The organism is Candidatus Zymogenaceae bacterium, assembly GCA_016931225.1.
Taxonomy (GTDB): Bacteria; Desulfobacterota; Zymogenia; order Zymogenales; family Zymogenaceae; genus JAFGFE01.
On record JAFGFE010000040.1, the window covers coordinates 90,409 to 115,417 of the forward strand.

Here is a 25,009-nt window from a genome sequence, read left to right on the forward strand (position 1 = left end):
TCGACTGAGACGGCGGTCAAACACGCCCGATGTTGGAGCACGTTCCCGGATAGATGATGTGATCGGAAAGGAAAGATTCAGGAGGGCACAAGGATATGCATAGATACATCAATGAAAAGTCATTGACTATCCCCTCGTCTCGACAATCCTCCTTTCCAAACACGGGAGGCATAACCGTTTCCAGTTATACCCTATCGGCCAGCCACCATGGACCTTGAATACATCAAATCGACAGGTGGTGAGGCTCGGAGAATCCTATGTTACGTGTTATGATAGCAGGATGCAACAACGTCTGTCAATGAATTTTTTCCGTTGACGGCGGTATCGCGACATAACGCTCGATATAATGAAATCCCGCTTTTTGGTGTTTACTCATCCATATAGACCGTAACAAAAAGACTGTGCTTTCTTATTGACTATCATTTGACGCACCGCTACCCGCCGACATGGACAAGACGTCAGGGAGGTTTTTTCGGAATACCAACGCTTTCGGCCCCTGAAAATCCTTGACGGAATACGGCCCGGATTCTACAATGTTTTCGGGCACGATGATCATACATTTGCATCATCACACCCTCTCACCCCATGTGATTGTCTCTGTTATAAAATTCGAGGACCATCATGAAATCCATCTACTTCGACGTCAATGTTCCGAAAATCCTTTTGACCAAATCACTTACCGGCATCTTCCCGTTTATCTACTATTCCCCTCTGTCGCCGGTGTCCTTCGGTGACATCCCCCGGCGGGACCTGCCGGGACCCAGGTGGGTGCGGGTCAAAAGCAGACACACCGGCATCTGCGGGGCGGATATCTCCATGTTCTTCGTGGCGGCAAGCCCCAGCATATCCCTGGCCGCCCTCCCCGGCGTTCCCCGGGCCTTCATGGGACACGAGGTGGTGGGAGAAATCATCGAGATGGGGCCGGGAGTCTCGTCCCTCTCCGTCGGAGACCGGATTGTCCTCCAGCGCTATCTCCCCTGCTGCTCCATGAAGGAAATCGAGCCGCCGTGTGTCCACTGCGCCGCGGGTAATTACACCCTGTGCGAGAACTTCTCCGAGGGGAGCCTTCCCGAAAACCTGGGCGCCGGCTTCACCGAACAGTTTATCGCCCACGAAAGCCAGCTTGTGAAAGTGCCCGACGCCCTGACCGACGACCAGGCGGTTCTCATCGAGCCCGTCGCCGTGTCCCTGCATGCGGCGCTCGCACGTCCGCCGAAGGCACAAGAAAAGGTACTGGTCATCGGCGCGGGCACCATCGGCCTCAACGTCAGCCAGGCGGCCAGAGCCCTCGAGCCGGACGCCATCATCTACCTGCTGGAAAGAATCGATTTCAAGCGGGAACTGGGGAAAAAGCTGGGGGCGGACCACATACTCACCGGCGATCCCTATGACGCCGCGGCGGACGTTACCGGTGCCAAGCTCTACCGGGGGCCCCTGGGAAACAATGTCATCATGGGCGGATTCGATCTGATATACGACTGCGTCGGCTACTCAAAAACCATCCACGACTCCCTCCGGTGGCTCAAGGCCGGGGGCGATTACGTGATGATCGGAAACCAGCTCAGCCCCGTCGCCTTTGATCAAACCCCCATCTGGCAACAGGAACTCACGCTCAGGGGGATCAACGCCCACGGCATGGAGCACATTGGAGGGAGAACCGTAAGCTCGTTCGACCTGGCGATGGAATATATCACCGATGGATCCATCAACCTCGACGGCTTCATCACGCATCGATTCCCGCTGTCCGATTACCGAAAGGCCTTCAAACTCGTGAAATCTAAATCCGAACGCGTCATCAAGGCGGTTTTGGACATATCACCATAACGGAGGAATGATATGAAAGCGTTGATGCTTGATGGTATACGAAAAGCCTCGCTCTCCGACGTTCCGGTGGCCGACGTGGGTCCCCGGGATGTCAGGATTAAAGTGAAAAGCTGCGGAATGTGCGGCACCGATCATTCTGTCTATGCCGGAAACCTCGTCCTCCCCGGAGAATTTCCTTTCTATACGGGCCACGAGCTATCCGGCACCGTGGAGGAGGTCGGCCCCAAGGTGGATGATATACATGTGGGGGATGTGGTTACCACAAATCCGGTGAGGTACTGCGGAGACTGCTTCCGCTGTCGTACCGGCCAACAGCACTACTGCGAGCGGCTTGCCGAGTTGTGGAAGCCCAACGGGGGCATGTCCGAGTATGTGGTGGCGGATCGCCAGCAGGTTTTCGTCCTGCCCGAGGGTATCGGTTTCGACGCGGCGGCATTCGCCGAACCGGTGAGCGTATGCCTCCACTGTATCGACATGGCAGAGATCAAGCCGGGCATGAGCGTTGCCATAACCGGCGCGGGGCCCATCGGCCTGATTCTCCTGCAGCTTGCCATCCGGGCCGGGGCCGCCTTTGTGCTCATATCCGAGCCGGATAAGAAAAAACGGGCCATCGCCGAGAAGCTGGGGGCGGACGTGACGGTTGATCCTACAAAAGAGGATCTGGTGGCCAGGGCGTTTGAGGAGACAAACAATCGGGCATTCGATGTGGTGATAGAGGCGTCGGGCAATGCCGAAGCCGCGGTCCAGGCTGTGGCGATTACCGGCATGAAATCGACCCTCTTCTGGTTTTCGGTCTATCCCATGGATCTTCTCATTCCGGTCAGCCCCTTTATCATGTACACCAAGGAGCTGACCATCAAAGGTGTCTTCTTTTCACCCTATACCTTCCCCCGGACCATCAACCTCTTGCCGAAGCTGGAGCTGGAATCGCTGATCTCGCACCATATACCCCTAGACGAATCCCCGGGTATATTCGACCTGTACGAGTCCGGTGAAGCGATTAAGATCATGGTGCATCCGTAACCGAAAGAGAAAACATCTTCGATGATGGTCGGATTTCTGTGATCTGAATTCAACAACGCCCTGGATGATATCCATCCGGGGCGTCCTTTCAATAAAAAACCGGGTATATCAGGTGCACGGCCGATGTACAGATTAGGACATCCTGGGGTGTACCCGGATGACGCATGATTCATCGCCCATGCCGGCGCATTTGGTCTGGACCGCCTCGTAATCGTCGCTCCGGGTCGCCCATCGCACCAGGGCGTAGACAAATCCCCGCGCCATATGACAGATGGGTTGATCAACGCTCATGCCGAAGCAGTGATTACATACCGTATCTTCGTAAAAAAACGCGTCGCCGTCCTCACTCACGATAATCTCCGTCCCGATCTGCTCGGACACCCCCGCCGCCGCGGTGGCGAGGACGATTCGGATGCACTCGGTATTCTCCATTCCCTCAAACGCCTTGAGGGTGGCCTCCGCCAGCTCACTGTTCTCCTCAATGCCGGCCAGGGCCTGGGCGATGCCCACGTTGAAAAGGATGGCCCGGGCTCCCCTCTCGCCGTAGATGTCACGTATGGCGTTCTCATACTTCGCACAGTCGCTGATCTTTACCTCACTGATATCCAAATTGTTCGGCGGCAGGTCATCAGCGCGCACCGGTATGCCGGCACGGTTGAGAATGGTCTTCAGGCCGTTTTCTCCCACGATCTCTCGAACTCCCAGAAGCATCGTGCGTATGGCAGTATTCGTCATAAATCTGTCCGTGGTCATGGATCCTCCATCATTCATGGAACACAGCGATACTCGCAATATGTAAATATCATCTCATACAATTATTATTCTGTCCAACCGAATATCACACAAATATCGAGCGGGACGTGGGAATAATAAAAAACCGGGGGCGGGCGCATGCCCTCCCCCGGTCACGAAAGTGTCCGAAATATTTCGTCCGTCAGACCAGATCGTACTGCTTCAGGAAACCGTTGAGCCGCGCCTCCAGGAAGGGGAGCAGTGACTCCCCTTCGGGCGTGCCGTAGAGATTGTTCATCTCCTTCGGGTCACCGACCAGATCGAATATCTCCGACTTCTTCCTGCCGTCGTATACGATATATTTGTGGGTATCGGTCCTGACGGCGTAGTGCGGCGGATATCGATAGGGATAGTCCTTGTAGTATTCATAGAGCCAGGCCTCCCTGCCCAGACTGTAGGGATTGGTGAAATAGGGCCTGAAGCTTTTCCCCTCCATGTAACTGGGCACGTCGATTCCCGCCAGATCCAGAATCGTCGGCGCAAGGTCCACGTTCAGGACCATGCTCGAGACGTTTCGTCCGACGTCCGTCATTCCCCGGGGGTAACGGACGATAAACGGAATCCGCATCGATTCCTCATAGGCCCACCGCTTGTCGATCTGGTTGTGCTCGCCCCAGAAATAGCCGTTGTCCCCGGCGTAGACCACCACCGTGTCATCGGCGACGCCCATCTCGTCCAGGGTATCGAGCACCCTGCCGATCTGTTGGTCCAGAGCATAGATGGTCTCGCAGTAGTTTTTGTAGTGCATGTCCACCGAGCCGAACACGCCGAACAGGTGATTCTGGGCCTTGAACAGCACCAGGGGATTCATCTCATCCGGATAGTTCACCTCCACATCGTGATAGTGATCGGCGAGTTCCGGGGGCGGCAGGAACTGGTGGTGCACCGCCTTGTGGGCGAGCATCAGGCAGAAGGGATTCTCCCGACCCTTCTTCAGGTATTCGATCGCCCGGTCCGTCAGCTCCTCGGTGATATAGGGTTTTTTCGACGGCTCCTCCACACCATTGACGATGAGGGGACAGTTGAAGTATTTCCCCTGTCCGCCCTGGACGGTGAAGGTGGTAAATTCATCCACTCCCCGGAGGTCCGGCAGATCGCCGGGCATGTGCCATTTGCCGATAAAGGCGGTGTCGTAACCGACTTTTTTCAACAGCTCCATGAAGGTGATGTTGTCGTTGCTCCAGGGGGTGATGTTGTTCTTGACCCCGTGGGTGTGGGCGTAGGTGCCGGTAATGAAGCTGGCCCGGGAGGGGCTGCAGAGCGACGTCGTCACGAAGGCGTTTTCGAACAGGATCCCCTCGGCGGCGAGACGGTCCAGGTTCGGCGTCTCGATGAATGGATGGCCCAGGATGCTCAGGTGATCCCAGCGATGATCGTCGCTGAGGATGAATATAATGTTCGGCCGTTTCCCGCTTGGTTGTGCCTTTAGGAGGTCGGGCATGCCGGCCCCCATCAATCCCGCCGCCGAAGCCGCTCCCATTACCTTGAGGGCCTGGCGCCGGGTCATCGGCCTTTTAAAGAATGAAGACTCTTTATCCCGTGTCATGATATGTACCTCATAAATCGTATGAACGACTCCCTTACACCCCGACTCCAAAGCCGAAAATCGCCTTGTACCCCTCCTGGAAGGCGTAGAACGAATAGACGCCGATGCCCCAGAAGAGGAAGGAAAGAATCCCCAGCGCCACCACAACGGCCACGACCGCCGGCACCGCCGACCCGCGGACATTCTTCTCGATCCTCCTTCGACCGAACAGCTCCGCGATACCCATTTCCAGGAGCGCCAGCGACAGGATGAACACGTTCACCGGATTCAGGGTGTAATAGAGGGCCTCGAAGAAGGCGTACACCCCGGTGACGACGATGAATTCCTTGATGATCCAGGCGACGGGAACGAAGAGGGATCCGAGAATTCGCTCCGCGGCGCCCACCCCCCGTCGATAGGCGATGGGGTATATAATGGCTGCGCTGAAAACCACGCATATCATATGCACCACGCCGCACACCACCGCTATGATGTGAAACAGGCCCCCGCTGGATATCCGGGCGGCGCCGTTGAATCCGATAAAGGCAACGGCCGCAATCAGAAACAACACCGCCACCGGACGCACAATACGCTTCGAACACGGTTGAGTTTCCATGTATACCCTCCTGATACTATAAACATAGTATATATTTATTATATATGCCGTCGATTGTAGCAGGTTGCCGGACCTTTGACAAGAAGTGAGTTTCTCCCCGGGAAAAAAGAACGGCCGAAGAGTCCCCTCTCCGGCCGTTCGTTCAGGTCAGCATTTTCTTCACGCGCGTCAGATTCCCATGATGTGTTTCGTCTCCTCCTGGGAATCCCCCAGCTTGTAGGGAATGAACGCCAGCAGTCCGATCAGGCATGAGAGAGCGCAGACCATCCAGATGGCGCGAATCCCCAGGGGATTTTCGGCGCTGTATCCCAGCCAGCCGAAAACGCCGGTGAGGATCAAAGAACAGAGCGCCCAGCCGGTCTTCCTGACGATGCCGTAGATGCCGTAATAGATGGCCTCCTGGCGCTTGCCGGTCTTCAGCTCGTCGTAATCGGTGAGGTCCGCGATGATAATGAGCGATCCCAGAAACACCCCGCCGATGGGGATGGCCGCCACCGGAAAGACCAGCATGGCCAGGATCAAGAGATCGATGGAAGTCGGAAACGCCCCGATGAAAAAACAGAGGGTGAAACCGACGATCATGGTCACGATCACCCCACGAAAGACCCGCCGCTTCGGGAATTTCGCATAGAGCCAGTACCAGAACGGCATTGACAGGGCGATGAGGATGATTACCTCCGCCATCAACATCGAGGCCATGCCCTCATCCTTTCCCAGCACCTCGGTGGTCAAATACGGGACGTTCATCAGCATCAACTGATAGGTCAGCTGCACCATCATGATCATGATCGCGAATGAGAGCACCTGCCTGTCCGCGAAGACCTGTTTTACCACGGTGAAGAACCGGGGCGTCTCTTGGCTGTGGTCAATCTCGTGACGCTGATGGATGCCCAGGAGGGTCAATTCGCCCGCGATCAGGCCGAACACCCCCAGCACCAGGGCCATCTTGAGCTCTCCTAAAGACTCGAACAGCGGGCCGGACAGGCCCCCGCCCACCAGCGCCCCCAGGATGCCGATGGCCACGCCGATGGAGGCGATTTTCGTCCTGACGGTGTTGTCCGGACTCATCTCCGGCAGTACGGCGAACCAGGGGATCAGCATGCCGGTGTACGAGATATAATAGAAGAACAGCACCACCGCCAGGTACACGGCGTTGATGATGCTGGTATCGGCCACCGGCGGCCTCCATACCAGGATGAACGCCAGAAACAGAATCGGGCTGCTGATGAAGATGAAGGGCTTCCTGCGTCCCCATCGGGAATTGGTATGATCGGACCAGTACCCCACCAGGGGGTCGGTCAGCGCGTCCAGCACCCGGCCGCCCGCCATGATGATACCCAGGGCCGCCAGGGGGATGAGGGCCGTGCGCTCCGAGCCCTCCGGCGGCAGGTAGAAGTAGGGAAGCCATGCGTAGAGAATCGTGTCATACAGGTTGAAGCTGAAGCCCGCCAGGTTGTAGAGAATCATCTCCATGATTGTGACCGGCTTGTCGGCGGCGGGAGGCGGCTGTTTCGATATGTTCATAGTCTCCTCCGGGGCGAATTGGAGTTTTTATCCGGCGAAAGAAAAATATGCGTGTATATTGAACAATTGCGGAGGATTTGTCAAAGCATTTCTCCCGCGTTTCCCCCCCCATTTCTTGACAGTGACCCTTCTTTCTGCCATAGTCGAATCGATAGTCTCTCGTGGAAAGCATTCACACTCTCATGCCGGAGGTACATGATGGCGCTTCGAACGATCATTGACGACATTATCCGGGATATCGGCTACCGCACCTCGGGAAGCGAGGGGGAGGCCGCCGCGGCGGGGCACATCGCCCGGGAATTGGAACGCCACGGGGCCCGTGTCTCCATCCAGGAGCTTCCCTGCCGCCTGAACTACATTCCCGGATTCGCAAACCTCATGATTGGCTCATTCCTGGCGGTGATTGTAATATATCCCTTCGCGCCGGCGGTCAGTGCAGTCCTCACCGTCGTGATACTGGCGTCGTTCCTCCTTTCCAGAAAGATCGGAAATCAGGTCATCGACTGGATGTTCAAGAAGGGGACGACCCAGAACGTCATCGGCGTCGTCCCGGCCGGGGGCGAAAAGAAGCACACACTCATCTTTTCCGGACACCACGACTCACCGGACATGATGCCCATCCTCTCACCGCCGTACAAGGCGTACGCCCACATCATCGAGACCGTCACCGTGGCGGGGTTCGCCCTGATGATCCCTGCGGGAATACTGCGGGCACTCTTCGGAGACGTATTCTCATGGTTTCCCCTGCACGTCGGCTGGTATGACGTCGTCTATCCGCTCTGTGTTTTGGGTTTCGCGGTCGGGGTCTTTTACCGATCGATGGTGGTCACCGGCCGGAAAAACCTGGGCGCCAACGACAACCTCTCCGCTGTGGCGGTGGTGGCGGGTATCGCCGATTACCTGGCCGCACACCCGACACGGCACACCGAGGTGATGCTCATCACCTTCGGCAGCGAGGAATCCGGATTCTATGGCTCCCATTATTTCGCCGCCCACAACCGTGACCTCATCAAGGATGCCGTCAACATCAACATAGAGACGGTGGGTGCGGGGGAGCTTGCAGTCATCGACAGGGAGCGAAACAGCGGCACCTCCTACACCCCCGAGGTGGTCGATATGATCCGCCACGCCGGGGAGAGGGCGGGGATAGCCCTCGAGTCCGTGACCATTAATTTCGGCGGCACCGACTCCTACGCAATGATAAAAGACGGGGGGAACTCCGCGTGCCTCTTCGGCATGGACGAATACCGCCTCTTCCCAAACTGGCACTCCCCGCTGGACGTCCCGGAGAACGTGTCCGAGGAGAAGCTTGAGAAGGCGCTGTCGGTCTGCATCGAGGCGATCAAGATCGCCGAGGAGGAGGGACTGCCGATACCCACGGCGTAATCAATCGCCCTTTGGCGGACGGTCCAGGGAGGTGAGGGAGACGAAGGGGAGCGAACTTATAAGAGCGGCAGGAGTGAACTGCCTCTCGGGCGGACTCTGGCTGTATGCAAGGCACCAAGAAAGACGAGGAGCTTTCTTTCTCTTTGAAAAATAAGGGGGGCCACAACCGGCCCCCCGTTTCACTTCAAGCCATTTCAGTCAAACATCGAGACCTGCACCGCTTCTTTCTCTTATTCGAATAATACATCCATCACGTAAAACACTTCCCGCCGTCAACGACGAAGTCGCCCGAAACCGGAGGTTTTCGTCTGACAGGCGTCATTATCATTTTTTCTATTGAATAATGAGGATACTTCCCATAAGATGTACACTCGTAAAACATTATAAAAATTAGGTTTAAATGACAAAAATTGAGGTGATTATTCACGGTTCGTCCGAAAAACCGTAAGATACGTGACGATAATCGGGTGGATACCTTTTCTGACCTTTCAAACATTGTTCGAGTAAACACCTATGCGCCTTTTTCCCAGTCTTTACACACGAGCGTGAAACGATTCGATATCCATCATGCATCCTATCACGGTGGTAACTCATGTACTATCATCCCATTTCTTAACAAGGAGGCATAGAAAATGGAAGACCGTCTCTGGCACAAGGCTTATGTACCTGGTATTCCGAAATCCATCGACTATGAGGACCTCACCATAAGTGAGTTCCTCTCCCGAACGGCGAAAAGATTTCCAAAGAGATGCGCCCTCACATTTCTCGGTAAGAAGATCTCTTACGCCGAACTGGACGGACTTGCCAATCGTTTTGCAAACGCACTCATAAAACTGGGGGTGAAGCCGGGTGACCGGGTGGGCCTCTTGATGCCGAATATCCCGCAGATAGTGATCTCCTACTACGGCATCTGGCGCGCCGGGGCGGTGGCCGTGCCGGTCAATCCCCTCTATACCGATCGGGAGATAGAACATCAGTTCAACAGCTCCGGCACGACTGCGGTCATCACCCTCGACCTCCTGGCGCCGAGGGCGCTTGGCATGAGATCAAAAACAAAGATACAGACGGTCATCACGGCCCATATCAACGACTATCTCCCCTTTCCCACAAAACAGCTATACCCCTTTGTCAAGAAGGGGATGTATTTCAAATACGAAAAGCAGCCGGACTACTACCAATTTTTGGACCTCATGAAGGAGAGCTCTCCGAAATCCTCCGGCGATCCCTCGAAACTCGATGAACTTGCCCTGATACCCTATTCAGGCGGCACCACGGGATTGGCAAAGGGGGTAAGCATCAGCCACAGGAACATCTCTTGCATCACCCAGATTCTGCAGACGTGGCTCTACGACGTAAAGGAGCAACCCGAATCGGAGCTTGCGATCTTCCCCTTCTTCCACATGGCCGGTTTCACGGCGGTAATGAACGTGTGCATTATAAACGGCTGGAACGCCATCCTCGTGCCCCGTCCCGAGCCCCAGATAGTCATGGATATGATAAGAAAGCACAAGCCCTCGATCGTTTTGGCGGTGCCGACCATCTTCGTTGGAGTTCTGGCCCTGCCCGAGTTTCAAGAGACCGATCTCTCGTTCGTCAAGGGATTTTTCTCCGGCGCGGCGCCGCTCCCCGTGGAAACGATACACACTCTCAAAGAATCCACAGGGGCGACAATAGTGGAGGGATACGGCATGACCGAATCCACAACCCTCATCACCGTCACGCCGTGGGGGGGAACCCTCAAGCCCGGGAGCGTCGGCGTGCCTTTTCCGGATACCGACATAAGAATTGTCGATCTTGAGACCGGGGAAAAGGACTTGCCCTTGGGTGAGGAAGGGGAGATCATATTCCGCGGACCCCAGTTGTGCCAGGGCTATTACAACAACCCGGAAGAGACCGAGAATTCGTTCAGAGACGGGTGGTTCTACACCGGTGATATAGGGAAGATGGACGAGGACGGCTATCTGTATATCGTTGACAGGAAAAAGGAGATGATTATCGCCGGCGGCTATAACATCTTCCCGAGGGACATCGAAGAGGTACTCTATGAGCACCCGAAGATTCTGGAGGCCTGCGTATTGGGCGTGCCCCACGAATATCGCGGGGAGACGGTCAAGGCCTTTGTCGTCCTCAAGCAGGGGGAGACGATAACCGAAGAAGAGCTGGACGCCTACTGCAGAGAGAATCTCGCGCCCTACAAGGTGCCGAAGCTGTATGAATTCAGGGAGGACCTCCCGAAGTCTGCCATAGGAAAGATACTCAAAAAGGAGCTGAAGGAATCCCTGAAAGCGGAAAAGTAACCCAACGAGGATGCCGAAGACCCGGATATCTCGGGTGTCCATCTGAAGGTACGGAAGGCGGTTTTTCAAAAAATGTAGAGTCAAGTTAGTTTTTATATAAGATACGGCAGCCGCGGATTGCGCTGACGGTAAGTCCTTTTGAAAGACAATGCTACTTCGCCGCGCGACGCCCTTTTCGGCTGCCGTTTCTTTATGCAGTCATTGTCAATATGACCCCAGGCCGTCAAGAAAGGCCTTTCGAGGCGTTCGTCCCTGGCAGTACTTCCCCTGGTTCGTTCGCCCTTCACTGTAATACTGCATGAACCCGTTTAGGTCGACTTGTATCTCCTCAAGGGACCGATAGAGTTCCTTCCTAAAGGCCACCTCTTAAAACTCATCCTTGATAATCCGGTTCAGGCGCTCCACCGATCCGTTAGTCTGTGGACGTCTGACCCGTGTCCTCATCGCATCCTTTTTTATATGAACAATGAGTTATCAGTAAAATCCCCACAATATTAGCTATTTTATGATAAAATATCTTCTTGACAAATATATTTTGTTCTGATATTTTGCAGCAAGATAAAAAAGAGAGGATACGTAGGTGTGTTTAATGAGCGGTTTTTCGCATCAGTAATGCGAAGGAGGTGGAAAAGATGACGGACGTGCAGTTGATGATCCTGGGATTTTTGTCCTCGGGAGCCAAAACCGGTTACCGGCTCAACCAGATTTTCGGCAAGCTCATGCTGTATTACGCGGTGGGACTGAATCAGATTTATCCTGTGTTGAAAAATCTGGAGGCCGAGGGTTTGGTAGAAAAAGAGGTCGTCTTCCAGGTGGGCAAGCCCAGCAAGAATGTATACAGCATTACCCCGGCCGGTCAAGCCTACCTGACCGAGAAACTCACCGGACCGGCCGTGCCCATGGATTATCATCTGCCGTTTTTACAACGAGTGTTTTTTTTCCGCTTTTTAAACCACGACCAGGTCCTCGAGGCCTTCCAAAGCGAAATTTGCTCGATCGACGAGCAGATCAACACCCTTGAAGAAATGGAAGACACTGTAAAAGAGTACGCCGACACAGACGGCGAGTTTGCGTACCGTACGGCTTTGCATTTTTTGAAATCGTTGGCAGACTGGTACAAGGCCGAATATTCGAAAAGGAGGCAACAGTAGCTTATGGGCATCAAAACCGGACAGGAATATGTGGAAACCTTACGCCATCAGGCGCCCTGCGTGCACATCGCCGGACAGACGGTGCGAAACGTTGTGGATAATCCCCTGTTTGCCACTTCCATCAAGGAAATGGCCAAGTTCTATGATTTTCAAAGCGATCCTGAAACGCGTCAAGACTTTTCCTTCACCTCACCCCTGATTGACGAAACCGTGGGATTCTGGACCCATCTGCGCCAGAGTCCGGCCGAATTGGAGGCCATGATTCGGACCATGAAACATTACAATGCCCGACACTTTTGCACCATGTGCATGGGCATCGGCCTTTCGGTGATGTGGGCGACCACTTGGGAAATCGACCAGGCCAAAGGCACTCCGTATCACCAGAACTTCCGCCGTTTTTTCGAAAAGATTCAGCGCGAGGATTTGCGGTACTGCCTTGGCGTCATGGACCCAAAGGGCGACCGATCCAAAGGCCCCGCCGCCCAGGCGGACCCTGACCTTCACATACGCGTGGTGGAAAAGCGCTCCAATGGCATTGTGGTTCGCGGGGCCAAGATGCACACCTCCAACGCGCCCATGACCCACTTCTTCTTTGCCATGCCGTGTCGGGAACTTTCCGAAGCGGACGCCGACTATGCCGTGGCCTTTGTGACGCCCGTGGAGACGCCCGGCATTTCCTACATTACGCGGCCCGCGCCCGGACCAGTGGGCGAGCGTCAATTTGAAAGCCCGGTGTCAACGCAAATCGGGTTTACCGAATCGCTCACCGTTTTCGAAGACGTATTCATTCCCTGGGAAAACGTGTTCATGTGCGGCGAATGGGAATTCACTAGGCAGCTTATTTCCTGCTTTTCACCCTACGTCCGACTGGCCAAAGGGACCTGCACCTCGGCGAGGATCGACATTATCGCTGGGGCCGCAGCTTTGGCAGCCCGATACAACGGCACGAGCAAAGCCAGCCACATAAAAAGCAAGATCAACGACATGATGGTCTCCTCACAAATCGGATTTGGCTGCGCCCTGGGATCCATCGCCAACGGTTCCATTCACCCGTCCGGCATCCCCATTCCTGACATTTCCATCGCCAATGCGGGCCTGTATCATACCAGGCTTCGTCTTGTGGAATTTTTGGGCATGCTCATGGAAATCGCCGGCGGCATTATCACCACCATGCCCATTGAGACCGAATACGGCAACCCGGAATTAAAACCTGTTATCGATAAGTATTTGGCCGGAGCGGCTGGAACTCCCACCAGCGACCGCATGCGGCTGATGTACCTGATCCAGGATCTTACCGCCTCGCGCTTTTCCGGCTATTTGATTTCAAGCGCCATCTGCGCCGGCGGCACCCCCGAAACCTGCCGCCTGGAAGTTGCCCGAAATTACGACTTATTGCGTATGACAAACAATGTGTGCGCCATGTGCGGTATCGACTAACAACCCACGGTAAACACTCACAGGAGGTATTTGAGATGAGCAGCGCAAATCCCAATATCGACAAACTTGCGACCGAATCCACTCTGGCACTCATGCTGGAAAACCGGGCCGCCGACCTTGCCGGCCACACGGCCCTGATGTTCAGGGGCACGTCATGGACCTATCAGGAACTCAACGAAACCGCCGACCGGCTGGCCACGGCCCTGCTGAAACTCGGGGTCACGAAGGACGACCGCATCGCCGTGATCATGCCCACCCGACCCGAATGGTTGTTCGTGTGGTTCGCGGCGGCAAAGATCGGATGCAGCGTGGTTGGGCTCAATTTTAGGTATAAGCAGGATGAAGTGGTATACATGGTCGGCGAAGCCCAGCCCCGATTCATGGTCTGTATCAGCGAATTCGCTGGAATCAATTATGCAGACTTTTTCGCGGGCATCCGCGATAAGATCCCCAGCCTCGAGCATTTTATTTTTCTGGGACACACCAATCACCCTGGGGCCCTGGATCTAGACACTCTCCTGGAAACGCCGGCGGACGAGAAGCTTCTGAAAGACGTCCGGCAAAAAGTTCGGCCCGAGGCCGACCATTTCATCATTTTCACCTCGGGCAGCACGGGACGGCCCAAGGGTGCGGTGCTTACCCAAAAGAGCATTATGGCCATGCTTCGGCCCTGGGCCAAAACCATGGAACTGGTCACCGACGACCTGCTTTTAAACGTGCTGCCCATCAATCATGTGGGTGGAGGCACCCTGTGTGCCATGGGGACGATGGCTTCGGGCGCGCGGCTGATGCTCTGCGACGTCTTTGATCCATCCGCGGGTCTGGATATAATTGCCGAACACCGGATAACCGTCTTTGGCGGCGTCCCCACGGTTTTCGCACTTTTCTTCAGCCTGCCGAATTTCGACAAGAATAAGCTGAATAGCGTCAAAATGATGATATACGGCGGATCTCCGGCTACGCCGGATCTGCTCAAAGCCATGGTCGACAATACCAGCGCCGTGATCCTCGCCTGTTACGGGGCCACCGAGGTATCCGGATTCTGTACGTACACCACCCGGCAGGATCCGATTCAAAAGGTACTGGACAACACCGTGGGTCGTGCGCCCGAGGGCGTAGAGCTTTCGATCGTGGATCCCACGAACCATGAACCTCAAACGATCGGGGAGGTGGGTGAAGTGGCCGTTCGAGGCGACCTTCTTATCGATCGTTACCTGAATGCACCGGACATGACCGCTCAATCCTTTGACAAAGATGGTTGGTTCTATACCGGCGACATGGGCTTTCTGGATAAGGACGGGTACCTGAGCCTGGTGGGGCGGTACAAGGAAATGTATATCTGCGGCGGATTCAATGTGTACCCCAAGGAAGTAGAAGACATACTCATGCAGCACCCGGCCGTGGCCATGGCCGCGGTATTGGGCGTGCCCCATCCCAAGATGGGCGAGGCCGGCATGGCTTTTATTATGCGGAAACCGGGGAGCACAGTTGACCCTGAAGCTCTCAAAGCTCTCTGCGCCGACCACCTGGCCGACTACAAAGTACCGACTGAGGTTATCATCCGTGACACGCTTCCCATGACCGCCCTTGGCAAAATCCATAAACCTACTTTGTATGAGGAACTCAAGCAATAGCTTATGAATTTTCTGATCCAGTATGAGTATTATCGGGAGGGTGCCGTTACCCGACGACGACCGTCCGGATATCACTAAGCGCAACCCGAAAGAGCCCGATCATACCGGTCAGGGCGGGAAACCTGCTTTTGGAAAAAAAGAGGGGCCATAACCGGCCCCTCTTTTCATTTCATACAAACAGAGAAAACTGTACCGCTTCTTTTTTCGCTTTATCCGTGGCGGTTTCTATCTCATCGGTACGTATCGACGTCCGGGTCGAAATCAGATCTCATCCGGCAGGCGATCCAGGGGGGTGCGGGAGACGAAGGGGACGAATCCGAGAGAACGAGAGTAACGAATCGCCTCCCTTGCGTTTTCCGAGTCTACACAGTAATCCACGGTGAACACCGGGAGCCCCGCTTCCCGGTATATCGTGAGCACCCGGGCGATGTCCTCCCGGCACCACTCACACATACCCCGCTCGGTCTCGATGTCGCCGGAGCGCCTGCTCTCCCACTCCACATCGCCGTCGCCGGAATAGGAGAGGTCCTCAACGGCCACGGCGTCTATCACATCGAGATACTCATCGGCATTCACCACCAGGTACGGGGCGTTCTGGGGCACCACGAGAAAATCCGGGTTTTTTCCCCTTGCGTACGCCCGGATCTCCCCGATGAAGCGCACCATCTCTTCCGCGGTGTTCAATCGCAAGTCTTCCGCGCGGCCCGCCACCAACTCATTGTCGTAGGCCTCCACCCAGTCCAGGTATATGCCGTCGAATCCGAGCTCAATGATCCGATCCAGGACGCTTCCGGCGCCGTATATCACAATTTCCTTCCACCGAAAATCCCAGTACGCCACCGGGTAGTTGCCGGCCCAGCCGTCCGGGTCCCGGCCCACCATGAAATCCGGCGTGCCGCCTCGAAAAAAGGTGGGGGGAGTCCAGTCGTCGGCGAAGTAGCTTCGCCACTCCTCCGCCTGACCGATATCCACATACGCCAGCACCACACTGCGATATCCGGGGAGGGATGCGAGGGTCGATTTGAGACGATCTACCATCCCCCGGGCGTCGAAGCCCGCGTATTCATCCATGGTCGCCATCGGCTCCACCACCACCATGTCAAATCCGGCCGCCGCGAGACGCCCCAATCTTTCCGGATATTCGAGCCCCTGAAGCTGATAGCCCCAGCTCTTCACCTCATGAAGGGGTATGGGAGGCGTCTCCTGGGCGGGGGCGGGTCCGGCGCACACTGCACAGAGCAACCCACATACCATCACACTACGGGCGGCTTGTTTCATTCCACACCTCCACGATTTTGGTGTACTCTTTCCATCCCGTCTTGACATCGGGCGTCTTCCTGTGTCATAACCGTATGTACACAGTATAGACCACTTCTTGGGCGATGAGGAACGGTTTTTTTCCAATCGTCAGCACACACATCGGGGGGATATCATGCCGGGGAAATTTCTTAGGACGCTTCTGGTGCTTGTAACCATCACTGCCGCATCGGCGCTCTCGCCGGCCGCCCGGGCCCTGGATCCGGATACCGTCATGGCCCGGCACATCAGCGCCCTGGGGGGACGGGGCGTCGTCTGGTCCATCGACGACTTCACCATCACCCTGGAAGGAATATACATGGGATTCCCTGCGACGATGACCATCCGGGGCATGTACCCGGACTGCTACGAGGAAGTGCTTACGACCGAGCATTTCGAGATCCGGGCGATACACACCACCGAGGGGACCCGGCTCGTCACCGCCGATGGACAGGTCATCGAACCGGAGGGTCTCGATCGGGAGGCGCTGGCGGCCCGGGCGGCCGTCTTCAACTACGCGTATATTCGGGACATGTCCATCCCGCTGCTCCCCGATTCACAGGACACCCCCACCGGCTTCACTATGGACACCGGGGCCAACTTCGGCACACATATCATATTCAATCCCGAGACGTATCTCATCGACGGCTTTTCGCTCTGCACCGGCACGGAAAACCTGACTGTATTTTTTTCCGAATACGACACATTCGAAGGCGTGACGTTTCCCGGCGTCATCGATGTTCGGGGCGATACGGAGATGACCCTTCGCACACGCTCGGTCCTCTTCAATTCGGGCCTCCAGCCCTCCGACTTCATCCTCCCGGCGGAATCCGCCCCGGCGCCGGCAACGACCGTCCGGATATCACTGAACGCAACCCGAAAGAGCCCGATCATACCGGTCAAGGCGGGTAACAAATCCTCCGATCTCCTGCTGGATACAACCTGGGAGACCCTCCCGGTGATACCGAACATGGCTGGCCCTTCGGGAGATGTCTTCTCATACCGTCACGACGGCGAGACGGTCTTTCTTCGGGCGACACCGCCCGTCTCCCTGAAGCTGGGCGACCTCTCTTTCGACACTCCCCTTCTGACCACAGACGGCGCCTCCCCCCTCTTTGATGCGCTCCCCGACGGGGCCGACGGCGTCATCGGCGGGATGCTCCTCCTTTTGGGGCCTGTGATGATCGATCCCGGGAATAGTGAGGTGACGCTTTTTGATCGGGAATCGTTTTCGCCGCCGTCTTTCGGAAAGAAGACCCGGCTCACCGTTGAGGGGTCCACCCCCCTGGTGGCCGGAACGGCGGGGGGGGTGTACGGCTTCTGGATTATCGACACCGGTTTCGACGGATTCGGCTACCTGGCGGATGCCGGCCCCGGCGAAGACCTTCCACAGCAGGAGGGCGACGTGTTCGTCGGTGATATCAACGTGGGTGGTGTGGTTCTTGAGGGTGTGACTCTTACAACCCGTGGATACGTCTCCCCCACCCTGCCGGACGTCCTGGGCGGACTTGGGGTGGAATTTCTCGAGTCTGTCCCTATCGTTTTGGATTATCGGGAGGGGGTAATCTATCTCATAACCGAGAGGAAAGACTGAGTATCAACGCCGGGAGGGGTAAACGGAGCATATCGGCGATGTCGTGCCGTTATCCCGCGGCGAGGGAGACCGTCAAGCACATGAGGGCCAGGGTCGCCGCGACCGGTGTCATCACCCGCCTCTCCCACACGCTTTTCGACGCAAGATTTCCGATCGTACTCAATCCAAAAAGGACCGTCAGCGCCCAGACGACAACGCGAATCGCGTCCGGTCGATCAAAGATACTGACAACACCCGCCCTTTCAAGCACACATAACGCCCCCAGGGCGCATATCGCCGCCGACGCGAGGCTTGCAATGCGAAGACCTATGGGAAACCGCGTGTGCATGCCGCCCCAGGCGAGGCGTCCCAGGGGAACCCCACAGGCCAATACCGCCTGAAAGCAGGCCAGTCCAAGAAGCTCCACCGCGGCGATCCATGCGGCCGTCGATACCATATTCATCTATCCTCCCGGGCATCCAACCCCATGCCGACCGACACCGTCCGGTCACTCTCCCCTGACGCTGTTAAAAAATGAAAGGACGCCCCCCTCTGTGTGAAAGGGGCGTCCGGTCCGTTTCGTTATGCCCTTCCCGTCCGCCTAAAAAAGGTCCCGAACCGCAGGATGCAGCGGAACGATGTATGTATCTGGGTCGTATGGCCCGATGGAGGCGTCGAGCCGCGGCATGTTCCCCCCGGATTCCGGAAATCCGGAGAGAAGGACCTCGGCCACCGTCCGGGCCGCCTCCTCGTCCAGGTCGCTTCGGGAGACGAGAAACTGGGGATATCCCGCGGTTATGAAATCCTCCCGCTGGTAGGGATACAACCCCTCGGCTACCGTCAGGGGAAACACCGTCATCCCCGACGCCTTTATCAGTTCCGTCTCCTCCCCGGTGATGGGAATCAGGTGATACACGTGCCCGGTCTTTCTGAGGATATCGTCGACCAAGGGATTCGGCACAGCCCCCAGGACCACCGCACCGTCGAGAGGCGTATTGATAAAATCGGCCATTACGTCGATGAGCTCCAGCATCGTCATGTCCGACATGAGGCGCTTGGTGCGTATGCCCGCACTTTCAAACAGAAGGTCCACCATTGTATGCTGCCAGCTCCCCTCGTCACCCTGAAAAATCCGCTTGCCTTTCACGTCCGAAATCGTGCCCGTCTTCTCCTTTTTTCTGGTGATTAGGATATGCACCGTGCCGGGCCACACCGGGGCCACGGCGACCACAGACGACGTATCCGTTTCGTTACCCGCCGCAACATCCAGAACCGGCCCCGGCACCAGAGCCATATCAACGTCTCCCGCGAGCAGCATCGTCAGGCTCTGTGTATCGTCACCGGACGTGACGACATCCACCATCACTCCGGCCTCCTCCCACAGCGGCTCGTACTGTTTCCCCGCCAGCCAGAAAAACGAACCCGCCTCCCCCACCGCCAGCCGAAGCGGGACATCTTCTCCGTCCTGGGCCGACGCAATCATACAGGAACATGCGAATATAACGATAAAAACGATACTAAAACGAACTCCCTTCATGGAAATGTTCATTGTACGTCACTCCATACTCTATTAATCCTTCGATAAGAACAATGTCTACATATCACCCGATTGAATACCTCACCCGGCGATCGGTCGCCAATCGCTCGTATGCCGTGTCGCCACAAGGGCATATCGCCGATATAAATCCATCGGTTCGGTCGAATCGAATTCCGTTTTTTCAGGGCACCGGGTCGTGTCCACCCGGATTGAAGGGATTACACCTGAGAATACGCCACGCGCCCATTACTGACCCCTTGATCACGCCGTACTTTTCGATGGCTTCATACGTGTACTGGGAACAACTGGGATAAAAACGGCACACACCGCCGGGCAGAATCCGGGTCATCAGCGGGCTGTGGTCCGGTGAGATCGTATGCTGATAGATGCGTATCATCCCCATGGGGATGAGCCTGATATTATCGACGACCCGAAGGACGAGGGGGCGTCCCTTCTTCACATCAATGAGATCGATCGGGCGAAGCGCCGCCTTCTCGCCGGGAGGGCCGCCCCCGTCGGGCACGGGCGTGTATCCGGAATCGGTTTTTTTCAAAAAAAACCCCCTCCCCCTACCGTCTCAGGTAATGGCAGATGATCATCCGTTGGACCTCGGAAGTACCCGCGCCGATGGAAAACACCTTGGCGTCCCGCATCATCCGCTCCACCCGGAACTCTTTCGTGAATCCGTATCCCCCGTGGACGTGCACCGCGTCGGTGGTGATCCGCATGCACTCGTCGCACGCCATGAGTTTTGCATACGACGCCGCGAGCCGTGCGTTGCCCCCCTTGTCCAGAATCGACGCCGCGTTATAGATGAGCAGCCTCGACGCCTCCAGAGACGTGGCCATATCGGCGATGAGCTTCTGGACCATCTGGAAGTTGAAGATCGGGGATCCGAATTGGGAGCGCTCCTGGGAATACGCCAGGGCCTCGTCGAACGCCCCCTGGGCCAGCCCCAGGCTCAGGGCCGACCACGCCACCCGCTCCGTGTCGAGACCGCTCGTCATCTGTTTGGCCCCCAGCCCCTCGCTTCCCCCCACCAGGTTCTCTGCCGGAACCCGGCAGTCCTCCAGCACCAGCTCTCCTGTGGGGGAAGAGCGAAGGCCCATCTTGTCGAACTCCTTGCCGGTGGAAAAACCCTCGAAGTCCCGCTCGACGATGAAGGTGCATATCCCCTTGGGTCCCTGTGATTTGTCAACCGTGGCGTATACCAGCGCCACGTCTGCCACCGGTGCGTTGCTGATGAATGTCTTGGTTCCATTGAGGATATATTCATCCCCCTTTTTCTCCGCCCGGGTGGATACGCTCATGGCGTCAGACCCGGACCCCGGCTCCGTCAGACCCATGCAGCCCATCCACTCCCCGCTTGCCACGAGGGGAAGGTATTTTTTCTTCTGCTCTTCGGTGCCGTTTCTCGCCAGGTTGTTGCCGAACAGGAGAGACGAAGCCCCCATGACTGTCCCCAGAGACGGTGAGTACTTGGCGATTTCCTCAGAGAGAATCGCCAAGGTAAAAAAGTCGCGAAACGTTCCACCGTATTCCTCGGGAATGGCCGATCCCATCAATCCCAGCTTCGCCATCTCACCGACCAGATCCGTTGGATATCGGCCCGCCTTGTCGTTCTCCTCCTCTACTGGCTTGATGCGCTCCTCGCCGAAGCTCCTGACGGTATCGAGCATGATACGCTGCTCTTCAGATATTTCGTACAGCACCGGTTCCTCCAGAAAATGATTTTTGGTTGTATATGGGATTATACGTTGTTTACAGCGTCTTTCGCGACAGCCAAATCCATGGGTCCGTTTTCAGCGGCGATCAATCGAATCGTATGGACAATGGTGTGTGCCGACCAGATCGTCTATCTCCCGCTCCTTGAGAGGGCATCCCTCCGGCAGGACGATCCGCACACCCTCCCAGACGATACCGAGGGCCAGCATCCCCAGCTCGGTGACCCCCCCTACGATGACGCCGCCGGGAGACACCCGATCTTCGGTGTTCGGGGCGACATCATCCGTCCCGCCCATCGCTCCGTGCGCTCCTATCACTAATAGCAGGCACAGCATCACCGTTACACTATATGCATACATTCTCATCACCATCCTCCCCCATCGTGCATAACAAGCGCCATTATAACAAAATATCGTCGCCTGGCAAACCAAAACCGCCCGGAGAATAAGCGATGCACATTCCCCCCTCTTGATTTTACCGTCGATCATCACTATAATCTGACAACCGATCACCACAACCGGGAGGAGTGCGTATGTACCGGGCAGTGGCCCTCGACGTCTGCGGCGTCCTCACCACCCACAAGAGCGTCTGGCAGTTCATCCACGAAGAGCTGGGTCTCTGGACGAATAACGCAGAATACTTCCAGGACGATTTTCTGGCCGGTCGCATCTCCTACCGGGAATTCTGCGATCGGGACGCCCGCCTGTGGGCGGGGATCGACACAGGCGAGATGGAACGCATCATCGATCGCCTCCCCCTTAGAAAAGATATCGATGAGCTCTTTTCGTTCCTCACGGACCATTCACTCCGGGTCGGTCTCATCTCCACCGGGCTGACACTGCTGACCGATCGGTTTTCCCGACGATATCCCGTCGACTTCTCTATCGCCAACCACCTGTTATGGGAAAACGGCCGTCTGACGGGAGACGTGGAAATACGGGTGGAACACGACGGGAAGGGAGCGGCCCTGGGACGGTTCGCCCGGTCCGTGGGGATACGTCTTTCGGAAATTATCGCCGTGGGCGACGGCGAATCGGACATCCCGATGTTCAGGGCCGCCGGCATGGGAGTTGGATTCGCATCGGGGGGGAGTGTATCTGAAAAAATGAAACGGGCCGCCGACGTCCTCGTTACTGCGGACGTGGCGGCCCTGACGGCTGCATTGAATAATCTGCTGTAGATACGGATACGATCGATTAATTCGGTATCAATCCTCCGTCTCCGGTTTCACGTAGTTTGGATCGGGCTCCAGATTGAAGCTGAAATTGAAAGTGTTCCCATATCCAAACTGGGATCCCCGGACGAAATTACCGCTCCAGTACATATCATTCAATTCTTTATGCAAAATGGTCCGCTCAAAGGGAATATAGCCGTCATTTGTCAGCTTCACGGCGGTGGCGTCCCCACCAAACGAATCCCATTTCTGCGGAACGCTTCTGGGCGTCTGTCCGACATATTCACCATTCACATACAATTTTGAGCCGGTCGGCTCTGAAATAATCGTGATAGTATTAATTCCCCAGCAACCGAGGATGGAAACAGAAAACATTACCAGAATGACGGCAACAAGAAACCTTTTCATAAATCATACCCTCCTCTAAAGGTGACAATGGAGTTTTCGGTGATTATACATTGTTCATTCATAAAGTCAATAATAATGAGCATCTCAATTAATTAAATGTATAACTCTCGGGACATATGCCCAGATATAAAAAAGGGTTATCACCCCCCTCGAATCTCCAGGATTTCATCGATACGATCACAGGCTTCGGGGATGCCTAGGTTACAGGCCTTTTCCAGGTCCTCCAGAGCCTTGTTGTATAACTCCAGCATAAAGTATGCCTCGCCCCTGCCGTATATTGCCCCTGTATGGACCGGATCGCTGCCAAGGACCGTCTCGAATTCGGCGATCGCGTTATCGTATTGCCCCAGGCCCAGTCTCGCCATACCCCGGTTGTAATACGCCTCGTTTAAAGTGGGATCCAACCTCAGGGCTTCATTCGCGTCCAGCAGTGCTTCATTGTACTCCTCCATCTCGTTGAGGATCGCCGCTCGGGCGGAGTAGTACTCGGCATTTCTGCCGTCTATGTCGATCGCCTCTGTGACGGCGACCAGCCCCATGATGTCGTTGCCCACACCGGTGTATTCAAGATACCGCTCCCAGGAATTTCTGGCCTTGCCGTTCTTCACGAGTGAATGAATCATGTATCCGGGAAGCAGGATCAGCGCTACGATAATCATCGACGCAATAAAGACCCGCATGTTGTTGCTCTTCACTTCAGTCGCAGTCACGGGCATGGAAATCGACCTGGCGGGGATGTTCCCCTGGGCGGCTGGGGGTGTGGGACGTGCGGGAGACGATCGGGCTCCGGACGATCGTGCCGGTGTCGGTGTGGGGCGGGCGGCGGGTGCGGAAGACGTCGCCGGAGTCTTTTCCGGCACAGGTTTCGACTGCGGGGGAGAAGATGCCGCCGGAGTCTTTCCCGGGGGCGCCTGCGGTCGTTCCGATGCCTGTGGTTCGGGACGGGTGCGATTTGGTGATCCGGATGATGTGCTCTTCGCCGCCGCCGGCGGCGATTGAGGCGGAATTGAAGGCTGTTTTGGTGTCGCCTCTGAGGGTTGTTTCGGCGTCGTTTCAGAAGGTTGTTTTGACGGTGGGCTTGAAGGCTGTTTCGGCGTCGGCCCTACAGGTTGTTTCGGCGGTGGACCGGCGGCTTTTTTCATTTCAGGGGGTTTCGGCGGTACAGCGGACTCTTTCGGTGCGGGTGTGGGTTCTTGCTCCTTCGGCTCCGCATTGGGTTCAGTCCGCACTGCCGGTTGCTCTCCGGCCTGCGGTTCCTCCACCGCTTCTACCACCTCCTCGATTTCCTCGATATCTTCTATAGGCTCGTCTTGAATCCGCTCTTCGGGGATCTCCGTGACTCCATGGTCGCGACTGACCAGAAAGATATGACCGCACTGCGGGCAGGAAACATTCCTGGCCTTTCCCTTTTCCGGAAGCAGGTCGTCACTGATCTCTGCGGAAAACCTGCATTTGGAACAGGATATGAACATCCTTCCCTCCCGGGTGTAAAAAACGCTGTATAACTACATGCGGAAACGGGACACGTCCGCCCGCGTATATTGTGTTAGTATATCAAATTACTCATACGTTTCAAACACCGTTCCTCTCACAATTCTATTTTCTCACGAGTACATCCACACACACCCCTCCCCCCATTACTCCATCAAGCGCACCGTATCCCCCACGTCAACACCGTTCTCCGCAAACCATCCCTGGTTCATTTCCAGGGCCCAAACAACCGGTTTCGGCGATCGGTGGATGGTGGTGTCATCCAGGGGCTGCATATCCTGGATAGAAACGATCGTTCCCGATGCGTCGATAAACGCAATGGAGAGGGGAATATAGGTGTTTTTCATCCAGAAGCCGAGCTGCCGGGGGAGATCGTAGACAAAGAGCATGCCGTGATCGTCGGCCATTTCCTTTCGAAACATCAGACCCACCGAGCGCTCGGAGGAATTGTCCGCCACCTCGGCGGTGATTTCCACATCCCCCACCCGAAGCCGCACCGTCTCGAGGCCGAAGCACGACGAGGGAAAAGAGGCGACAATACCCAGAAGGACGACGGCGATGATTGTTCTGTTGATTATATAAAACATACGACTGGT

The 25,009-nt window shown here is 56.0% G+C and carries 24 protein-coding genes, 1 pseudogene and 1 riboswitch; of the genes and pseudogenes, 10 read left to right on the plus strand and 15 right to left on the minus strand.

Annotated elements, in window-relative coordinates; genetic code table 11:
- Positions 1-132: 132 nt before the first annotated feature.
- A riboswitch (molybdenum cofactor riboswitch) is annotated at positions 133-263 on the minus strand.
- A gap of 358 nt (positions 264-621) precedes the next feature.
- Positions 622-1,824 carry a zinc-binding dehydrogenase gene (locus JW885_15835; GenBank protein MBN1883639.1) on the plus strand — a complete coding sequence of 401 codons (1,203 nt, stop codon included), beginning with the start codon at positions 622-624 and terminating at the stop codon, positions 1,822-1,824.
- A 12-nt stretch (positions 1,825-1,836) separates the two neighbouring features.
- Positions 1,837-2,847 (plus strand): alcohol dehydrogenase catalytic domain-containing protein, encoded by a 1,011-nt coding sequence (locus JW885_15840; protein ID MBN1883640.1) that lies wholly within the window; start codon positions 1,837-1,839, stop codon positions 2,845-2,847.
- Between the two features lie 132 nt (positions 2,848-2,979).
- On the opposite strand, the gene JW885_15845 is transcribed toward JW885_15840, so the two are convergent.
- The 4 genes from JW885_15845 to JW885_15860 all read right to left on the minus strand — a co-directional run bounded on the left by JW885_15845 (position 2,980) and on the right by JW885_15860 (position 7,304).
- On the minus strand, positions 2,980-3,600 hold the full coding sequence (locus tag JW885_15845) for a hypothetical protein (protein ID MBN1883641.1): 621 nt from the start codon (positions 3,598-3,600) through the stop codon (positions 2,980-2,982).
- A gap of 181 nt (positions 3,601-3,781) precedes the next feature.
- Positions 3,782-5,185, minus strand: a complete 1,404-nt coding sequence (locus JW885_15850; protein MBN1883642.1) for a sulfatase — start codon at positions 5,183-5,185, stop codon at positions 3,782-3,784.
- A gap of 34 nt (positions 5,186-5,219) precedes the next feature.
- On the minus strand, positions 5,220-5,780 hold the full coding sequence (locus JW885_15855; protein MBN1883643.1) for a hypothetical protein: 561 nt from the start codon (positions 5,778-5,780) through the stop codon (positions 5,220-5,222).
- 168 nt (positions 5,781-5,948) lie between these two features.
- The gene (locus tag JW885_15860; GenBank protein MBN1883644.1) at positions 5,949-7,304 is read right to left on the minus strand and encodes an MFS transporter; all 1,356 of its coding nucleotides are present in this window, start codon (positions 7,302-7,304) and stop codon (positions 5,949-5,951) included.
- Positions 7,305-7,502: 198 nt separating this feature from the next.
- On the opposite strand from JW885_15860, the gene JW885_15865 reads away from it, so the two are divergent.
- Both JW885_15865 and JW885_15870 read left to right on the plus strand, forming a co-directional pair.
- On the plus strand, positions 7,503-8,690 hold the full coding sequence (locus JW885_15865) for a M28 family peptidase (protein MBN1883645.1): 1,188 nt from the start codon (positions 7,503-7,505) through the stop codon (positions 8,688-8,690).
- Between the two features lie 632 nt (positions 8,691-9,322).
- Entirely contained in the window at positions 9,323-10,987 is a 1,665-nt protein-coding gene (locus JW885_15870; GenBank protein ID MBN1883646.1) for a long-chain fatty acid--CoA ligase, read from the plus strand.
- 204 nt (positions 10,988-11,191) lie between these two features.
- On the opposite strand, the gene JW885_15875 is transcribed toward JW885_15870, so the two are convergent.
- A complete protein-coding gene (locus tag JW885_15875) occupies positions 11,192-11,350 on the minus strand; it encodes a hypothetical protein (protein MBN1883647.1) in 159 nt (52 codons plus the stop codon).
- Between the two features lie 269 nt (positions 11,351-11,619).
- On the opposite strand from JW885_15875, the gene JW885_15880 reads away from it, so the two are divergent.
- From JW885_15880 to JW885_15890, 3 genes are read left to right on the plus strand one after another with little or no spacing between them, the layout of a single operon-like run.
- Positions 11,620-12,138, plus strand: a complete 519-nt coding sequence (locus JW885_15880) for a PadR family transcriptional regulator (protein ID MBN1883648.1) — start codon at positions 11,620-11,622, stop codon at positions 12,136-12,138.
- A gap of 3 nt (positions 12,139-12,141) precedes the next feature.
- Complete coding sequence (locus tag JW885_15885; protein ID MBN1883649.1) at positions 12,142-13,575, plus strand: hypothetical protein; 1,434 nt, start codon at positions 12,142-12,144, stop codon at positions 13,573-13,575.
- A gap of 35 nt (positions 13,576-13,610) precedes the next feature.
- Complete coding sequence (locus tag JW885_15890) at positions 13,611-15,209, plus strand: acyl--CoA ligase (protein MBN1883650.1); 1,599 nt, start codon at positions 13,611-13,613, stop codon at positions 15,207-15,209.
- Positions 15,210-15,470: 261 nt separating this feature from the next.
- On the opposite strand, the gene JW885_15895 is transcribed toward JW885_15890, so the two are convergent.
- Entirely contained in the window at positions 15,471-16,487 is a 1,017-nt protein-coding gene (locus tag JW885_15895; GenBank protein ID MBN1883651.1) for an endo alpha-1,4 polygalactosaminidase, read from the minus strand.
- A 154-nt stretch (positions 16,488-16,641) separates the two neighbouring features.
- Here JW885_15895 and JW885_15900 point away from each other — a divergent pair, with 154 nt between their 5' ends.
- Positions 16,642-18,099 carry a hypothetical protein gene (locus tag JW885_15900; GenBank protein MBN1883652.1) on the plus strand — a complete coding sequence of 486 codons (1,458 nt, stop codon included), beginning with the start codon at positions 16,642-16,644 and terminating at the stop codon, positions 18,097-18,099.
- Between the two features lie 49 nt (positions 18,100-18,148).
- Here the strand turns inward: JW885_15900 and JW885_15905 are convergent, their stop codons facing one another.
- The 5 genes from JW885_15905 to JW885_15925 form a co-directional block, all read right to left on the minus strand.
- The gene (locus JW885_15905) at positions 18,149-18,541 is read right to left on the minus strand and encodes a hypothetical protein (protein ID MBN1883653.1); all 393 of its coding nucleotides are present in this window, start codon (positions 18,539-18,541) and stop codon (positions 18,149-18,151) included.
- Between the two features lie 138 nt (positions 18,542-18,679).
- Positions 18,680-19,627, minus strand: a complete 948-nt coding sequence (locus JW885_15910; GenBank protein MBN1883654.1) for a TAXI family TRAP transporter solute-binding subunit — start codon at positions 19,625-19,627, stop codon at positions 18,680-18,682.
- Between the two features lie 169 nt (positions 19,628-19,796).
- The gene (gene yidD, locus JW885_15915; protein MBN1883655.1) at positions 19,797-20,033 is read right to left on the minus strand and encodes a membrane protein insertion efficiency factor YidD; all 237 of its coding nucleotides are present in this window, start codon (positions 20,031-20,033) and stop codon (positions 19,797-19,799) included.
- Between the two features lie 151 nt (positions 20,034-20,184).
- Complete coding sequence (locus tag JW885_15920; GenBank protein MBN1883656.1) at positions 20,185-21,327, minus strand: acyl-CoA dehydrogenase family protein; 1,143 nt, start codon at positions 21,325-21,327, stop codon at positions 20,185-20,187.
- A 90-nt stretch (positions 21,328-21,417) separates the two neighbouring features.
- Complete coding sequence (locus tag JW885_15925; protein ID MBN1883657.1) at positions 21,418-21,705, minus strand: hypothetical protein; 288 nt, start codon at positions 21,703-21,705, stop codon at positions 21,418-21,420.
- Positions 21,706-21,872: 167 nt separating this feature from the next.
- Here JW885_15925 and JW885_15930 point away from each other — a divergent pair, with 167 nt between their 5' ends.
- Complete coding sequence (locus JW885_15930) at positions 21,873-22,520, plus strand: HAD-IB family phosphatase (GenBank protein MBN1883658.1); 648 nt, start codon at positions 21,873-21,875, stop codon at positions 22,518-22,520.
- Between the two features lie 27 nt (positions 22,521-22,547).
- On the opposite strand, the gene JW885_15935 is transcribed toward JW885_15930, so the two are convergent.
- Positions 22,548-22,922: a PEGA domain-containing protein gene (locus JW885_15935; GenBank protein ID MBN1883659.1), complete on the minus strand. Its 375-nt coding sequence runs from the start codon at positions 22,920-22,922 to the stop codon at positions 22,548-22,550.
- Positions 22,923-23,062: 140 nt separating this feature from the next.
- The gene (locus tag JW885_15940; protein MBN1883660.1) at positions 23,063-23,638 is read right to left on the minus strand and encodes a tetratricopeptide repeat protein; all 576 of its coding nucleotides are present in this window, start codon (positions 23,636-23,638) and stop codon (positions 23,063-23,065) included.
- Between JW885_15940 and JW885_15945 the strand changes: the two genes are divergently transcribed.
- Positions 23,637-23,921, plus strand: coding sequence for a hypothetical protein (locus JW885_15945; protein ID MBN1883661.1), 285 nt, complete (start codon positions 23,637-23,639; stop codon positions 23,919-23,921). The genes JW885_15940 and JW885_15945 overlap by 2 nt on opposite strands.
- Before the next feature lie 362 nt (positions 23,922-24,283).
- On the opposite strand, the pseudogene JW885_15950 reads toward JW885_15945, so the two are convergent.
- A pseudogene (locus JW885_15950) lies at positions 24,284-24,394 on the minus strand (zinc-ribbon domain-containing protein).
- A 165-nt stretch (positions 24,395-24,559) separates the two neighbouring features.
- On the minus strand, positions 24,560-25,000 hold the full coding sequence (locus JW885_15955; protein MBN1883662.1) for a DUF192 domain-containing protein: 441 nt from the start codon (positions 24,998-25,000) through the stop codon (positions 24,560-24,562).
- Between the last annotated feature and the right edge of the window lie 9 nt (positions 25,001-25,009).

Coding starts and splice junctions, on each gene's coding strand:
- JW885_15895 (MBN1883651.1), bottom strand. CDS start 16,487: ATGAAACAAGCCGCCCGTAGTGTGATGGTATGTGGGTTGCTCTGTGCA.
- JW885_15900 (MBN1883652.1), top strand. CDS start 16,642: ATGCCGGGGAAATTTCTTAGGACGCTTCTGGTGCTTGTAACCATCACT.
- JW885_15870 (MBN1883646.1), top strand. CDS start 9,323: ATGGAAGACCGTCTCTGGCACAAGGCTTATGTACCTGGTATTCCGAAA.
- JW885_15855 (MBN1883643.1), bottom strand. CDS start 5,780: ATGGAAACTCAACCGTGTTCGAAGCGTATTGTGCGTCCGGTGGCGGTG.
- JW885_15850 (MBN1883642.1), bottom strand. CDS start 5,185: ATGACACGGGATAAAGAGTCTTCATTCTTTAAAAGGCCGATGACCCGG.
- JW885_15910 (MBN1883654.1), bottom strand. CDS start 19,627: ATGAACATTTCCATGAAGGGAGTTCGTTTTAGTATCGTTTTTATCGTT.
- JW885_15840 (MBN1883640.1), top strand. CDS start 1,837: ATGAAAGCGTTGATGCTTGATGGTATACGAAAAGCCTCGCTCTCCGAC.
- JW885_15905 (MBN1883653.1), bottom strand. CDS start 18,541: ATGAATATGGTATCGACGGCCGCATGGATCGCCGCGGTGGAGCTTCTT.
- JW885_15955 (MBN1883662.1), bottom strand. CDS start 25,000: ATGTTTTATATAATCAACAGAACAATCATCGCCGTCGTCCTTCTGGGT.
- JW885_15890 (MBN1883650.1), top strand. CDS start 13,611: ATGAGCAGCGCAAATCCCAATATCGACAAACTTGCGACCGAATCCACT.
- JW885_15940 (MBN1883660.1), bottom strand. CDS start 23,638: ATGCCCGTGACTGCGACTGAAGTGAAGAGCAACAACATGCGGGTCTTT.
- JW885_15860 (MBN1883644.1), bottom strand. CDS start 7,304: ATGAACATATCGAAACAGCCGCCTCCCGCCGCCGACAAGCCGGTCACA.
- JW885_15930 (MBN1883658.1), top strand. CDS start 21,873: ATGTACCGGGCAGTGGCCCTCGACGTCTGCGGCGTCCTCACCACCCAC.
- JW885_15935 (MBN1883659.1), bottom strand. CDS start 22,922: ATGAAAAGGTTTCTTGTTGCCGTCATTCTGGTAATGTTTTCTGTTTCC.
- JW885_15865 (MBN1883645.1), top strand. CDS start 7,503: ATGGCGCTTCGAACGATCATTGACGACATTATCCGGGATATCGGCTAC.
- JW885_15925 (MBN1883657.1), bottom strand. CDS start 21,705: ATGAGAATGTATGCATATAGTGTAACGGTGATGCTGTGCCTGCTATTA.
- JW885_15845 (MBN1883641.1), bottom strand. CDS start 3,600: ATGACCACGGACAGATTTATGACGAATACTGCCATACGCACGATGCTT.
- JW885_15835 (MBN1883639.1), top strand. CDS start 622: ATGAAATCCATCTACTTCGACGTCAATGTTCCGAAAATCCTTTTGACC.
- JW885_15880 (MBN1883648.1), top strand. CDS start 11,620: ATGACGGACGTGCAGTTGATGATCCTGGGATTTTTGTCCTCGGGAGCC.
- JW885_15885 (MBN1883649.1), top strand. CDS start 12,142: ATGGGCATCAAAACCGGACAGGAATATGTGGAAACCTTACGCCATCAG.
- JW885_15945 (MBN1883661.1), top strand. CDS start 23,637: ATGGAAATCGACCTGGCGGGGATGTTCCCCTGGGCGGCTGGGGGTGTG.